Below are 13,935 nucleotides of genomic sequence, written 5' to 3'. Positions count from 1 at the left end.
TCGATTGGAGTCAAATCCGTCAAGATCGTGGACCTGCCCGACATTTTGCCGAAGGGCTGGGACTTGGCCGATGATGTGCCGGAAGGCGTCGATATCGAAGCGCTCTTGCGTGACGCCAAGCCGTCAGAGGAAAACCTGACGAATTTCCTGATCTCCGCGAAGAAGCTCGCCGTCTTGGATATTCCGCCCCGAGAGATGATTGTCGATCCACTGATCGCCACGAACAGCGTCAACATGATGTTCGCCGAACGTGGAACGGGGAAGACATGGGTTGCGTTAGCAATGGCGAAGGCCGTGGCGACGGGCGAGGATTTCCTGGCTTATCATGTTCCCGAACCTCGCCCCGTCCTCTTAATTGATGGGGAAATGCCCTTGGCCGACTTGACGGAACGCATCCAGGCGATGAGAGCCGACGACATCGACAACCTGCAAATCCTATCCTCCGAGGTGATGCACCACGAGTTCCACGCCCTCAACATCGGTCGTGAGGATGACCAGCACCTTATCACCTCCATGCTCGACCAATTGGCCGATGAAGGACGCAAACCCTCACTGATTATTCTGGATAACCTGTCGTCGCTCAGGCGTGGTGTCGAGGAAAACGACAACTCGGCGCTTGACGGCCTCCTGCAATGGCTGATCGCTCTGCGTCACAAGGGCTATGCGACGCTTGTGGTTCACCATGCTGGCAAGCTGGGCAATCAGCGTGGAGCATCACGTCTTGAGGACCCGTTGGACACAACCATAAAGCTGACGCTGGCCGATGCGCCGAAAGGCGACGGTGCAGCCGTCAACATGGAGTTCACCAAGACCCGTAACGTCAAGCCGAACCCTGCCTATCTGACCATGGAATTGGTTGAGGGCGACGACGGCATTCTGGACTGGGATTATGGCGAAACTACCAAGGTCGTGCCGCAGGATCATACGTTGCGCATCATATACGGCGGTCCTGCTGGCGATGGCTCGAAGCGCTTCGCAAAACAGAAGGAGCTGGTGGATGCCGTGGGCCTGAAGCCGCCCGCGATCAGCAAGCACCTCTCCGCGCTGCGCCATGACGAACTGGTCGACAAGAAGGGCCTCACGGTCACGGAGAAGGGCAAGGAACGCCTTCGCGATGTGTTCCCCAAGGAGACCTTCGATTAATGCTTCTTTGGCGCGCTGCGAATGCTGGCGCGTCAAAAACTTTCCGACTTTCCTTCGTATATATGTCAGGAAACTTGGAAACTTTTTTTGCACGATCTTGCCAATCAACTTTCCCGTCCCGTTGTCCCAGCTAGCGCCCTATCGAATAGTTCCCGCGTACGTACAACCTCCTCGGGACTAGAGGCTCGGCCAGCCACAAGCTTCAAGGGCGAGTCACGATCCAAAGCCGAGACCGCGAGTTCCACCAGTCTCGGTATTTGCTCCTCCTGCTCCCATTTGATCACAGAATGCCGAGAGACATCTAGTGCATCGGCAAGTTCCTTTTGTGACTTGCCCTGAAGCTCACGCCACGCCTTTAGCTCTTCCCCTTTCATGACGCTTTGCCGGTTACCCGTTTGAAGAAGCCCCGCAGGTTTACCTTCCAGAAGCTCAAATCAAAAGAGACTTCGGTCTGGGTAGGGGCAACATTTACGGGAGCGTTCTGTTCGATGCGCTGAACCGGCCTCATGTCGTCTTCTGCGACATCATCTAGCTTTGATACATCCATAGCCATCTCGCTTTCTTTAGGAAATCAGTTTCCTATAGACGCATCATGGCTGCAAACACTAAATATAGTATTAACATGCTGTCGACATTTACAACACAAAAACGGCTACGGGCTCGAAACCTTGGTGGTCTATATGCCTGCCCGTGCACGGATTGAGGCATCGCCTATAAAAAACGACCTCCCCCATCCCCCTTGCGCTTGGATGATGGCGCGAAGTTTCCGACTTTCCGACACTTATATGAAGGGAAACTTGGAAAGTTGCCGGGCCGACAATGGTATTTGTTGTTGTGATGTCAGCCCGTCAGGCGAGGCGATTAACGCAACGATTTCAACGCCTGCATTTTCCTTCTCACGTGCATGATGCTCCGTGGGTGTCGAATAGGTCATTCGAAGGGGTGTTTTTCGCCTAAATTCGCGCCATGAGCGCCGTTCGCATCGTTGAGCGCATCAACATGCGCCGAGGGTGCCCGAGGCCAGCGCTGGCGCGAATATGAGCGCGAGACGTTCCGGCATTATCCAGCACCCGGCAATCGGCCATAGCGCCCCACTGGCGACGGTTCAGACGTTTGCAGTGGTTGGACAGCGAAACGAGCCGCGCCCTCGCTCCTCGGCCTTCTCTGTCCCTTCCCAACGCGGCCGCACGCGCCAATGTCCGTATAGAGTGCCGGTTAATTGCAGACGGCTACTCCCACTCGCCCGCTTTGTGCCGACGCCATAGTTCCTTGCGCACCCGTCGCCATTTGCCTTGCTCGACTGTGTTCGACCGACGCCATGCAGCATCTTCCTCGGCATAGGCCCGTTCTTCGGCATCAGGACCATGCTTTTCGATCATCTCATCGGCCAGCGCGGCAATCTCCTTCCTGGATACTCGCAGGGACTTGATGTGAAATTCCCATTCCCACCAGCCGAAGACCGAAAGCACGAACGCGCCGAAGATGATCAAAGGAAGATAGTCGGACATAGGAAGCCACAGGAAATGTTCATAATAACGAGAACGTATCCTACATGGACAAGGTCAGGCTGTCAGGAACATTTTGTTCCCCATGGAAGTGTTCGCAAACAACTTGAGACAAAGGGCGCAGGAACTTGGACTCGCCAATGCTGAAGTCGCTCGACGTGTTGGATTGAGCGAACGCCGCTACGCGCATTATGTCAGTGGCCGTAACGAACCTGACCTAGCCATGCTGTTGAAAATCGCCGATGTGTTGCAATCAACGCCCAATGAATTGCTGACTGAGGGCAACGCCACTAGAAGCGATAAGCGCACAGTTCTAGTTGATCGCTTGAACGCTGCGGCCACCGTCATGACTGATGATGACTTACAGGCTGCTGTCGCACAAGCCGAGGCAGTTGTCGCCCTGCGTAGAATGTAGCTGTCCTCAGCTAACCGGACATAGAGAAGCAGATGTCTGCAAGTGGCACTAAAACCTTCTTGTTTTCGTCACTGCTCACAATGAGAAAGTCGGGACCAACATCAACGATTGAATATTTTCCCAAAGCCGACTTCTGAATAGTTTTGGAGCAAGGCAAACCGTCGCCTTTTGAAATTTCGATTTTGGAGCCTCGATAATTTGCGCTCACTAGACTCGATTGATCGTAGCCCTCCGGAATTCTTCCACCTGAGGTACAGCCTGTCAAACTCAGCGCAAAAAAGATAATGCATATAACAACGTGCGCAGGTGATTCAGCGTTGATCATTGTTCGCTCCCCTGCGCCACAAATATATGCCCATACCGAACACTAACCAGCAAGCAAAGATACTTACGCCCCTCCAGAACTGCCTATTTGCAGCGTCAGTGATCACCTGATCCCAAAGAGATTGAGGAACACCAAAATCTGATCGATTATGTGGAAATTGCAGGTCGCCGAATAGACCAAAAATCATGATTAGCACATAGGAAATGGCGAATGCGTAAGCCAGTTCCAAAGACAACGAATTCAATCTTTGTCGCCAAAATTCCACTAACACGAAGAATAGCAATATCCCCACTATGGCGTCCCAAAAACCGTATCCACCTGTAGCAAACGCGTTGCCCGCTATCGCGGCAATACCAACTCCCAATATTGCGTTTCGTGCATTCTCATTTGGTTTAGCTTCTGACACTAATGCCCCCGACACAGCCTCCCATTAAGTATGATTGAAACACGACAAGAGCGCAATCAAAAGTAATCTAGGATTTTCCCTGACACGGGCTTTGTGGTCGTCTTAATAGTTAGATCGTCTTGAACAAGAAGGAGACGATCAATGACCGAGATTACCACCCTGAAACAGCTTTGCGCCGAACTGAAGCTTGATCCTCGTGAAGCCCGCGAACGCCTGCGTGACGCAGTACGCGATCAGAAGAAATACCCCGAACTAGCAAAGGCGCATAAGCCTCGCTCGCCTTGGCAGTGGGTCAAAGGATCGGCTGGCGAGAAGGAAGCGAGGGGGCTGTTTACCAGCAAAAGCTAGGCCACGTCCGAGATATACGCAGCAGATAGGTGGCTGGCAAAAAGGAAAACGGGCCGGCTTTGTAAACACCCGCCTAACCAGCCACCTCGACCTCGTCCTCGAACACGGCAACTTCTTTAGCAGCCCCAAACCGTTTGCTTAAGCTGCGATAGACATTGCCTACGGCATCTCGCCACCCATCCGCCGCCAAACTCAGACTTTCTGGCTCCAAGGCTTTTTTAACATCGTCTGGTGTCCATTCGCGGATCAGTTGTTTAGCCTGCGCGTAGACCACAGCATAACCCACTCTCCCCATTATCAGCCGCTCAGACCATTGACGCGAAAGTTCGCGTACCAACTCAGGATCTTCATAGGTTGCATATCGTAATTGCAGATGCTCCTGCGCCGCTGCGGCTGCCGAATAAGTAAGATTAACGAACAACTGGTTCGTTTCGCGAATATAGCGCGCTGCCTTTCCAGTTATTCCTTTCTCGGCAACTTCATCTTCATCACGAAGTGGAATTATTTCCGGCGCAACTTCAAGGTTCTTGGAAATATTCGCGCGCTTTGCACCTGTGGGATTGAAAATAAGATCAGTTGCACTCACAGACGCATCTTGGCCTCCGCTCGATCCGCCATCATGTCTGGGAGTAGCTCCGCGAGCACCACCCTCTTCAACATTTTCTACACCTTCGGCTGTTAGCCGCGGGCTTTGAGTTTTGACTCGAAGTTGGTTCAATAGGTCTTGCAGTTCTTTCCTTAGATCGTCCGTTGATGCGGAAGCTTTCGGCGCAAGCGAATTTATGATCTCAATTAGCCATTCAGGCCTATGTCGAAAAACGATCTCCGAAAAGTCGTCAACCGCAACCTGTCGCTGATCGCCGCCTGAAAGCTGAATGAAGCGCCTGTAGGGTTCATGACGGACTTGAAAATTGTTGGGCAATTCTATGTGAATGGATATGTGCCGAGCGCCGAACGGAATACCAAACGCTGGCGCATCCGCCGCCCACTTCCGTCCCTTCCGAACATCGTATATCTCACCTCTAAAGACGATGCCCGCTGTACTGATCGATGATGTCAACGAACCAGATATGGACTTATTGTGACCGCCATCCTGATACGGTGGGTCATAATAATAATGCACCTTAATACCGTTTCCCGCGTCCACCGTTTCAACGCGACCAAAAGCAGCCGACCGTTCCGGAATTGTCTTAAACTGACGCCTACCGTCACGGGGATGCGTACCTTCATGCAAATACACCTCCACCCCCTCGGGTAGGTTATAGAGACGATGGTATAAGTATGTGGTAATCCACTGTCGATCCTGTTCAGGATCTCCGCCGTAGGGGTCGGCAACTGTATCTTGATCGGCCCGGTTTCCGAACAAAACAACTTCAGTCCAGTCCTCGTCAAGTCGATACTCTTCCTCTTGCCGAACCAAATCAGTCACATCGACAACTTCTTCAAAGGAGTATTCAACCGGAACCCAAACTTTGCCGTAAATGCCTTCACGCTTTCCCAGAATAACTTGGCTCACCACACCAGCATGACAGGATCGATACCGCATCCCTAGAGTGTTAGATGGAAGAGAAGCCACTTTAGCGCCCATGCCGAAGTTGCCTTCAAGCGCCATGTCCTTCCCCAAAGACGCCGCAAGATCGCAAATGTGATCAAGCTCAACACTACTCATTCCTGGGCCAGTGTTCCAAATTGCTAGCTTTCGGGCTTCTCCACATTCAGAAACAGTCTTGCCTTTGATCTCTACAACACGGCGCCCATCAGGAGCCTTAGCAGCGGCTTCAATTGCGTTGACGACCAGCTCACGCAGCATCATTGTCTTCGGGCACTGTTCGATCTGGCGCGCAACCGTAAAATCAATATCCCGAATGGTGATCGGGGTTATCTGCTTTATGTGAGTCACTGCTTTCTCCCACTTCAGAGCTTGAATTCACCGCCACCCCGACCAGATGTCCGACCGAACCGAGTTTCCACCTCGGATATCGCTTCGCGCAGCGCCTTAATTATTTTCCGCACATCAGCATCGTCGTAGTCGTAAGTCTGTCGGTTGGAGAGATTGCCAATCAGGCGAACTGCTTCCAACGCCTTATTGGTTCTTTTCTCGGCGAGTTCACGGAACTTGTCATATTTTTTTTGATCAACGACCATTTGTACCACGCAATTCTTAATACCACAAAAATAATTGGGAAATGCGTGCAATTATGTCAAGATATTCCGAGAATATTTTTGAAATATTTTCAAAATAATCAAAATAGATACAAAATCCACCTGCCCTAGCACTGCGCACAGTCAGCAAGCGGAGGGAAGATCGGGAGGGAATATTAAGGCGAACAGCGCAAGAAAAGCGCTTAGACCAACTTGCAAACGTCCATAGCATTGCGCCCGACACATTTGCTCGAAATGTGCTTATTAGAAAAAGTTGCCGGGCTGGGCTGTATGAATGTACTCGTCCGCGATACTTTCTAAGAACTGCTGAGGGAGGACTCTCTCCCAAGCAGCGAGGGCAGCCTTAATCAGCGCCAAATATTGATCGTGGTCGCCACCTTCGACACGCCGCCAAAGGCTCGGCATGTATCGAACAACAATCGACAATGAATAAAGTGCGACCGTGGCCAATACGCGGTAGTCCCTCATACCTCCCAAAGTGGGCAACAAAGTTGTCGTTGGATGCTGGCTAGGAGACCTGTGCGTTGGAATTACATCCCACCAAACATCATAACCTTCGTGATCAACCCGAGCACGGTAGGCCTGTCCTGCGTATTCGCGCTCATCTTTTGGTATCAGTTGTACTTCGGCGATAGGAAGTCCAGCACGCTTCAGCCGATCAAGCCCAATTTTCTCGGAGAGATCGATAAACCTGCAATATGTGCTATTCGGCTTCTTGCCCGTTGAATTCAAAGAGACAATCTTATTGTCCGGCAGATGATATGCGGGTATCAACCAGCTCGGCTCCAAAGCAATAACTGACCGGTAAAGGTCATCAATTTCAGGGAAAGAACCAAGTAAGCCGCCCAAGCTTAGGTGCATTTGTCCCGAAATTTTGCCAAGGTCATCGCCATTTTTCGCTTTTTGCCTAGGAAAAGCGCTCGTATCGTAGCCTAGAAAATCTAGCCAACGTGGCAAAAAACCGCTGGCTAGTACCCCAACTGTCAAATCAGGCAGTTCGATACCGGTAGATCCAAGCGTGTACAAGCCATGCCCAAGTTTTGTTATCCCTTCAACTTCATCAAGATCGTGCGGACCGCTGGGCGAGGCCAACATCTCTGCGAACGCAAATGCAAGCGATCCATAATATAGCCCAAGAATGCGTTTATTCAGAGGGTCATCTTGGCGGACGCGAAAATAATCGAGAGCACTGCTTACCGAAAACGCCATTCCTTCAGCCTTGGATTTAAGAATATCGTCTGAGAGAGGGTAACCTGCATACTCGGCGCGCTCTGCAACGAGTTTTCGACACAGGAAAGGGCTTGTGAATTGCTCAAGACGAGTCAAAACAGACTGTTGAGGATTTTCGTCTGTTATGCGGCGCGAACGTCTTCTTCTTGGCTTCAGGGCATGAAAAATTCCCGTCGGTTCAAGTTGTTTGTTTAATTCCACAAGCACCGGAAAAAAATCTCCCATCGGCTCAATAGGAACCTCCACTCCTCTCGCATAACTATCTAACCGATAGGGCTGACCGTGATAAAAAATCCGTTCATTTCGAGATGCAATTTGACGGAAGTACGAGTTGTCGATTGCCGTCGTATAAAGGAAGGCAAACCGAGCGGTCCGAGCTTCTTTGGTGGCTTCAAGTTCAACGACATCATGCGCATTTTGTTCAGATACGATACTTACTGTCCAACCGTGCGAGCGCATTGGCTTGATTACCTGTTGCTCAATATCGCCTTTCAGGATGCGAACACGCGGATTTGTTTTTTCCACTAAATTGATCTCCGCATTTCAGAAAACAGGTTGGTAATCTAGCCTATTCTAACGCGGCATCCACCGCATAATTGCGTGCACACCTGACACCCAGAATGACACCCCGGCCCATCCGCGCATGGATTTGCCATCGCAAATAAATCCATAAACATCTGAAATATTTGAAGATTTTTGGTAGCGGAGGAGGGATTCGAACCCCCGACACAAGGATTATGATTCCTCTGCTCTAACCTACTGAGCTACTCCGCCGGGTCTTGGGCCGTTAAAAAGGCGCCTCGAAGGACGAAGCGCCGGGCCGTCAGGATTGGGGGCTTATAGGGCGGGGCGGGCTTGGCTGTCAAGCGCGAAAAGGGCAAAAAATCGCCTCTCCCGGGACCGCGAGGAAGAGCCCGCAAATGCGGGCTTTTCCGATGGTTGGCTGCCGGCCTGCCCGATCCGGTTCAGGCGGCCACGGGGCGGGCGAGAAGGGCTTTGAGCGCCGCTTCGGCATCCTCGGAGCGTTCCGACCGGTCGATGAAGCCGCCGCCATAGACGCGCTCGTCGGCGCCGATCCCGGAATAGAGGACGCAGGCCTGGCCGGGCGCGATGCCGGCTTCGCCGATCTCGAGATCGACATAGACGCCGTTGTCGTCCGCATGCAGCACGGCCGGCGCCGGCGCGCGGGTGGAGCGCAGCTTGGCGTAGCAGGCAAAACCGTCCTTCGCCGCCTCTTCGAGCGCAGCATCGCCGAGCCAGTTGACCTCGCGCAGATAGACCCGGCGCGTGTCGAGCGCTTCCTTCGGGCCGACGATGACGCGGCGGCCGCGGGCATCGAGATAGACGACGTAGAGCGGCTCGCCGGTGGCCACACCCAGGCCCTTCCGCTGGCCGATCGTGTAATGCAGGATGCCATCGTGGCTGCCGAGCACGCGGCCGTCGATATGGACGATATCGCCGCCAAGCGCCGCATCGGGCTTCAGCTTGGTGATGATGTCGGAATACTTGCCCTGCGGCACGAAACAGATGTCCTGGCTATCGGCCTTCTGGGCGACGACGAGGCCCATCTCTTCCGCCAGTTCGCGGGTCTCCGCCTTCGAGAGATGCCCGAGCGGGAAGCGCAGGTAGTCGATCTGCTCCTGCGTCGTGGCAAACAGGAAGTAGCTCTGGTCGCGGTCGCTGTCGACCGGGCGGAAGAGCGCACGGCGGCCCGCATCATCGGCCGTCGGATTGGGCCGCGAGCGGATGTAATGGCCGGTCGCCAGAGCATCGGCGCCGAGTTCCTTGGCGGTTGCCAGCAGATCGGCGAACTTGACCGTCTGGTTGCAGGAGACGCATGGGATCGGCGTTTCGCCGGCCACATAGCTTTCCATGAACGGGTTGATCACCGTGTCGCGGAAGCGCGCCTCGTAATCGAGCACGTAATGGGGAATGCCGAGCGTTTCGCAGACGCGACGGGCATCATCGATGTCCTGTCCGGCGCAACAGGAGCCGGCCCGGTGCACGGCGGCGCCATGGTCGTAGAGCTGCAGGGTGATGCCGAGGACGTCATAGCCCTCGCGCTTCAAAATGCCGGCAACGACGGAGGAATCCACGCCGCCGGACATGGCGACGACGACCCGGGTGTCTTCCGGCTTCTTGTCGATATCAAGTGTGTTCATCGGTTCCGATCCGCCAGTCCAGGTCAAGGTTGGATGTGAATCTGCATCATGTCGTCCTCACCGCCCTTCCCGGCCTGATCTTGGCCGGGCCGCGGACGGCAGACATTGGCGGCTGATATAGAAGCGAATGCCCTGTCACGCAAGGGTGGCGCGATTTTCCGGCGCCTCCCCGTCATTCCTCCAGCATGGCGACATCGAGCGCCGCCAGACGTTCAGGATCTGCAACCGCGCTGATTTCGGCGATACGGCCATCCTTGAAGGCGATCGCGAGGACCAGGAGCAATGACTTGCCGGGCGGCACGACGGCGATGCCGAGGCGGCCGTCGAGAAGGGCCGGATGGGCGGCGTGCGCCCTACCGAGAAAGGCCTTGGCAACGGCGGTCGCGCCGAGGGTCTCCGCCTTGTTTCCCAGCCGGATTGCCGCCTCATCGACCTTGAAGACGACATCGGGATCGAGCAGGTCGAACAGCGCTTCGAAATTGCCGCCGCGCGAGGCGTCAAGAAAGGCATCGACGATCCGGCGGCGGGCAGCAAAGGCACTGTCCGGCGGCTCGGCTCCCTGCACCCGGCGGCGGGCGCGGCTGGCAAGCTGGCGCGTCGCCTCCGGCGTCCGGTCGACGATCGTGGCGATTTCCTCGAACGAGACATCGAACATGTCGTGCAGCACGAAGGCGAGGCGTTCGGCCGGGTTGAGGGTTTCGAGCACGACGAGCAGGGCGAGGCCGACGGAATCCGCCATCAGCGTTTCGTCCTCCGGCCCGAGGTCCGCCGCCGGCTTCTCGTCCATGGCGAGCCCCGGCGCCTCGATCGGGTCCTCGCGGCGCGATTTGCGCGCGCGCAGCATGTCGAGGCAGATGCGGGCAACCACCGTCGTCAGGAAGGCACCGGGATTGTCGATGCCGTCAGCCTCTGCACGGGTGAGCCGCAGCCAGGCCTCCTGCAGAGCATCGTCGGCCTCGCTTGCCGAGCCCAGCATGCGGTAGGCGACCGCCCGCAACCGGTTGCGATCGGCCTCGAATTTCGCCGCCAGTACTTTTTTCGCCTCCATCTGTCACACTCCCTGGGTTTCATCCGTCAAGGCCATGACGAACGAAGTCTGGCCGATGTGACCGATCAAACCGGAAAATATCGGAAGCCTGCGTTCGAGGCGAAACCAAACCCGATGGAGACTTACCATGCAAGCCAGAATGCCAAACCCCGCCTTTGTTCTTCCGAGCGCCATGCAGGCCCTTTTCGCGCTGTCCAAGGCCGCAGACCAGGAAGGCCTGCCCTATGTGACCCGGGAACTGGTGCACCTGCGTGCCAGCCAGATCAACGGCTGCAGCGTGTGCGTGCAGATGCATTCCGAAGATCTGCGGAAGGCCGGCCAATCCGACGACCGCCTTTTCTCTGTCGCCGCCTGGCGCGACACGCCCTACTTCACCGAGGCCGAGCGCGCCGCCCTTGCGCTTGCCGAGGCGCTGACCCGGCTTGCCGACAAGGCCGAACCGGTATCGGACGAGATCTGGGAGGATGCCCGCCGGCATTACGATGAAAAGGCGCTCGCCGCCCTCATCACCACGATCGGCACCATCAACGTCTGGAACCGCTTCAACGCGGCCGTGAAACAGGTTGCAGGCTCGATCAAGCGCTAGGGCATGCGTATCCGCCGCGCGGGCCATGCTCGCGCGGTTTTCTTGTCGTGAGGACGAAGCGCTCGAAAGTGCCGCATCGAATTTATGTAAAGGTAGCCCTTTCGAGCGCCCCGTTCGGCGGTTTTTGTCCGCGGATCCCTCTGCGGCCATGCCTCGCGGCAGGGCCTTGCGTGCCTCCAAGGCACATCATTTCAGCGCATGGTCCCGAAGACATTTCAGTCATCGGGCGACATGCACAACCCGCCAGCACGCAACGGCTTGCGTCCTGTATGGTCCGGCATCACGTCCGGGACGTCTCGTTGGCGACGGGCTGAAGATAGCATGGGCGCAGAAGGCGTGAATTTAGGGGGACAAACTTACGGTCGGCAGGCAGGCTTCAGGCGCCGCTCACGACGACCGGCTCCGGAGTGGGAAGCGTGATCGGCCCGCCGATCAGTTCCTCGACGAAGAGGCCGAGAAGCTGGGTGCGGTTGCCGACGCCCGCCTTGCGATAGACGGCCGCCGTCTGCGCCTTGATCGTGCCCTCGCTGGTGCCGCGCAGGCGCGCCATTTCCGCCGTGCTCATGCCCTTGATGGTAAAGAGAGCCACCTCCGTCTCGGAGGGCGACAGCTGCCATTCGGCAAAGCGCTGCAGCATCAGCGCATGCATGGCGCCGGAGGCTGCCTGCAGCTGGGTCTCGACGTGGAAATTCCGCCGAAGCAGGAAGAAGATGACGTAGATGCCGACGCCGATGCTGAGGATGGCCGACAGCGCCTCGGCCAGTTCGAACATCTCGACGATTTCCCAGGGAATGTTGTCGTAGCCGCGAACGTCGTAGGCGATGAATTCGAGGATCAGGACGAATGACAGCAGCATCTGGGCGGAGATCAGCGCCAGCAGCAGGCGAAAACGTTGCGCCCCGGCGATCGGCCGATGCAGAGGCCGCTTTCCGAAAGGGAAGAACCGCATCATGAGTTGAGCCCCCCGACGTAGACACCACTCCCGGAAGGCGGATTTTCCGGGAGTGGCCGATAGCGGCAAGTGTTCATCAAGACATGCCGCTGTCAAACGAAATGACTTCAGTCGTCTCCGCCGCCGTGATCGTCGCCGCCGCTGTCGTGATCGGAGCCGCTGTCATGGCCTGAATCGCCGCCATGATCGTCATTGCTGTCGTGATCGGCGCCGTCATCATTGCCATCGTCATCACTGTCGTCGCTGCCGCTGCTCGCCGAGCGGCTGGAAGAGCCCGAACGGCCGGAATGACGGTCCTCGCTGTCGGTCTTGTCGCGCAGCACCTTGTCGAGATAGGGATTGTAGACGACCTCGCGTTCGACACCGCCGCTGCCTTTCGCCTCGATCTTGTAATTGCCGAGAATGGTCCGCTTCACCTCGGTCACGGTGAAGCCCTGCGCTGCAAGGCCCGCCAATAGGTCATCGACGGTTCCGGCCAGGGCCGAGCCGCACATGAAGCCGAGCATGGCCAGCGACATCAGATTTCGTTTCATCCGCATCGGTTTTCCTCCGGTAGATCCTGGCCGCCGAATCGGGCAGCCGACAGGCAAACCATCCCCAGAGACCGGCGGGCGGGATATTGGCCGCCGGCTTAGGAGGGCCGAATAAACTTCGGTTTATGAACGAAATCGGAAGCAGCCTTGCCGGAAGGCTTTGAATGACTTTCCGATTTTCCGTCTCTGGACAGGCGGTGCGATAAGCGTGCAAAACGTCACGGAACAGAGAGGAAAGAGGAGAAGCACGATGAGCGACAAGGTGGCACTGGTGACGGCGGGCGGCAGCGGCATGGGTGCGGCGGCGGCAAGACGGCTGGCGGCCGATGGCTATACGGTCGGCATTCTCTCCTCCTCCGGCAAGGGAGAGGCGCTGGCGAAAGAGCTCGGCGGCTTTGGCGTCACCGGCTCCAATCTGTCCAACGACGACATCGGCCGCCTGGTCAACGAGGCCATCGCCCGGCATGGCCGGGTGGACGTGCTCGTCAACAGTGCCGGCCATGGCCCGAAGGGGCCGGTGCTGGAGATATCCGACGAGGACTGGCACAAGGGCATGGACTACTACCTCCTGAACGTCATCCGCCCGACCCGGCTGGTCACCCCGCTCATGCAGGCCCAAGGCGGTGGCGCGATCATCAACATCTCCACCGCCTGGGCATTCGAGCCGGACGCCATGTTCCCGACGTCGGGCGTCTTTCGCGCCGGCCTCGCCGCCTTCACCAAGCTCTTCGCCGACAAATACGCGCCGGACAACATCCGCATGAACAATGTGCTGCCGGGCTTCATCGACAGCCTGCCTGAAAAGGAGGAGCGCCGCGACAAGATCCCGATGGGCCGCTACGGCACGGCGGAGGAAATCGCCGCGACGATCGCCTTCCTGGCGTCCGACGGCGGCGGCTATATCACGGGGCAGAACATCCGGGTCGACGGCGGCATCATGCGCGGTGTGTGAGGGTTCCGGTCGCTATCTCAAGGCGCTGGCTCGCAAAGTTCACCAAGCGGATTGTACAAACTCGGAAAATCACTTATATCAGCCGCATCGAACATTGCTAGCGAACTTCCACGCACCGCTCCGGCGGTTGAAGATTTCCTCTCATAATCGACCCATCGCCTGTAGGG

General features: G+C 56.4%; 17 protein-coding genes and 1 tRNA gene. 5 read left to right on the top strand and 13 right to left on the bottom strand.

Going from position 1 to position 13,935, the window contains the following annotated elements; genetic code table 11:
* Positions 1–27: 27 nt before the first annotated feature.
* Positions 28–1,143, top strand: coding sequence for an AAA family ATPase (locus NN662_RS03155; RefSeq protein ID WP_261928859.1), 1,116 nt, complete (start codon positions 28–30; stop codon positions 1,141–1,143).
* A gap of 104 nt (positions 1,144–1,247) precedes the next feature.
* On the opposite strand, the gene NN662_RS21480 is transcribed toward NN662_RS03155, so the two are convergent.
* From NN662_RS21480 to NN662_RS03145, 3 genes are all read right to left on the bottom strand, one after another.
* Complete coding sequence (locus tag NN662_RS21480; protein WP_410010902.1) at positions 1,248–1,517, bottom strand: helix-turn-helix transcriptional regulator; 270 nt, start codon at positions 1,515–1,517, stop codon at positions 1,248–1,250.
* Positions 1,514–1,696: a hypothetical protein gene (locus tag NN662_RS03150; protein WP_261928858.1), complete on the bottom strand. Its 183-nt coding sequence runs from the start codon at positions 1,694–1,696 to the stop codon at positions 1,514–1,516. Before NN662_RS03150 ends, NN662_RS21480 begins: the two co-directional genes overlap by 4 nt.
* Before the next feature lie 676 nt (positions 1,697–2,372).
* Entirely contained in the window at positions 2,373–2,651 is a 279-nt protein-coding gene (locus NN662_RS03145) for a hypothetical protein (RefSeq protein ID WP_261928857.1), read from the bottom strand.
* Between the two features lie 82 nt (positions 2,652–2,733).
* Between NN662_RS03145 and NN662_RS03140 the strand changes: the two genes are divergently transcribed.
* The gene (locus tag NN662_RS03140) at positions 2,734–3,063 is read left to right on the top strand and encodes a helix-turn-helix domain-containing protein (RefSeq protein WP_261928856.1); all 330 of its coding nucleotides are present in this window, start codon (positions 2,734–2,736) and stop codon (positions 3,061–3,063) included.
* A gap of 10 nt (positions 3,064–3,073) precedes the next feature.
* Here the strand turns inward: NN662_RS03140 and NN662_RS03135 are convergent, their stop codons facing one another.
* Both NN662_RS03135 and NN662_RS03130 read right to left on the bottom strand, forming a co-directional pair.
* Positions 3,074–3,388 (bottom strand): hypothetical protein, encoded by a 315-nt coding sequence (locus tag NN662_RS03135; protein ID WP_261928855.1) that lies wholly within the window; start codon positions 3,386–3,388, stop codon positions 3,074–3,076.
* Positions 3,375–3,794: a hypothetical protein gene (locus tag NN662_RS03130; protein WP_261928854.1), complete on the bottom strand. Its 420-nt coding sequence runs from the start codon at positions 3,792–3,794 to the stop codon at positions 3,375–3,377. Before NN662_RS03130 ends, NN662_RS03135 begins: the two co-directional genes overlap by 14 nt.
* Positions 3,795–3,935: 141 nt before the next feature.
* Between NN662_RS03130 and NN662_RS03125 the strand changes: the two genes are divergently transcribed.
* Complete coding sequence (locus NN662_RS03125; protein ID WP_261928853.1) at positions 3,936–4,142, top strand: hypothetical protein; 207 nt, start codon at positions 3,936–3,938, stop codon at positions 4,140–4,142.
* 73 nt (positions 4,143–4,215) lie between these two features.
* Here the strand turns inward: NN662_RS03125 and NN662_RS03120 are convergent, their stop codons facing one another.
* The 6 genes from NN662_RS03120 to NN662_RS03095 form a co-directional block, all read right to left on the bottom strand.
* Complete coding sequence (locus NN662_RS03120) at positions 4,216–6,042, bottom strand: ATP-binding protein (RefSeq protein ID WP_261928852.1); 1,827 nt, start codon at positions 6,040–6,042, stop codon at positions 4,216–4,218.
* Between the two features lie 14 nt (positions 6,043–6,056).
* Positions 6,057–6,287, bottom strand: a complete 231-nt coding sequence (locus NN662_RS03115; protein ID WP_261928851.1) for a hypothetical protein — start codon at positions 6,285–6,287, stop codon at positions 6,057–6,059.
* 261 nt (positions 6,288–6,548) lie between these two features.
* On the bottom strand, positions 6,549–8,060 hold the full coding sequence (locus NN662_RS03110; RefSeq protein ID WP_261928850.1) for a YaaC family protein: 1,512 nt from the start codon (positions 8,058–8,060) through the stop codon (positions 6,549–6,551).
* A 172-nt stretch (positions 8,061–8,232) separates the two neighbouring features.
* Positions 8,233–8,309, bottom strand: a tRNA-Met gene (locus tag NN662_RS03105).
* 191 nt (positions 8,310–8,500) lie between these two features.
* Positions 8,501–9,697: a tRNA 2-thiouridine(34) synthase MnmA gene (mnmA, locus tag NN662_RS03100; protein WP_261928849.1), complete on the bottom strand. Its 1,197-nt coding sequence runs from the start codon at positions 9,695–9,697 to the stop codon at positions 8,501–8,503.
* Between the two features lie 172 nt (positions 9,698–9,869).
* Complete coding sequence (locus NN662_RS03095; RefSeq protein ID WP_261928848.1) at positions 9,870–10,745, bottom strand: sigma-70 family RNA polymerase sigma factor; 876 nt, start codon at positions 10,743–10,745, stop codon at positions 9,870–9,872.
* Positions 10,746–10,872: 127 nt separating this feature from the next.
* Here NN662_RS03095 and NN662_RS03090 point away from each other — a divergent pair, with 127 nt between their 5' ends.
* The gene (locus tag NN662_RS03090; protein ID WP_261928847.1) at positions 10,873–11,331 is read left to right on the top strand and encodes a carboxymuconolactone decarboxylase family protein; all 459 of its coding nucleotides are present in this window, start codon (positions 10,873–10,875) and stop codon (positions 11,329–11,331) included.
* A 376-nt stretch (positions 11,332–11,707) separates the two neighbouring features.
* On the opposite strand, the gene NN662_RS03085 is transcribed toward NN662_RS03090, so the two are convergent.
* Positions 11,708–12,283, bottom strand: coding sequence for a helix-turn-helix transcriptional regulator (locus NN662_RS03085; protein WP_261928846.1), 576 nt, complete (start codon positions 12,281–12,283; stop codon positions 11,708–11,710).
* Positions 12,284–12,390: 107 nt separating this feature from the next.
* The gene (locus tag NN662_RS03080) at positions 12,391–12,816 is read right to left on the bottom strand and encodes a PepSY domain-containing protein (RefSeq protein WP_261928845.1); all 426 of its coding nucleotides are present in this window, start codon (positions 12,814–12,816) and stop codon (positions 12,391–12,393) included.
* A 250-nt stretch (positions 12,817–13,066) separates the two neighbouring features.
* On the opposite strand from NN662_RS03080, the gene NN662_RS03075 reads away from it, so the two are divergent.
* Complete coding sequence (locus tag NN662_RS03075) at positions 13,067–13,768, top strand: SDR family oxidoreductase (RefSeq protein ID WP_261928844.1); 702 nt, start codon at positions 13,067–13,069, stop codon at positions 13,766–13,768.
* Positions 13,769–13,935: the final 167 nt, after the last annotated feature.

The sequence above is a fragment of the Rhizobium sp. NRK18 genome (genome assembly GCF_024385575.1).
Classification (GTDB): domain Bacteria; phylum Pseudomonadota; class Alphaproteobacteria; order Rhizobiales; family Rhizobiaceae; genus JANFMV01.
Note: the sequence above shows the minus strand (reverse complement) of the source record. Positions and strands in the feature narration are given on the sequence as shown.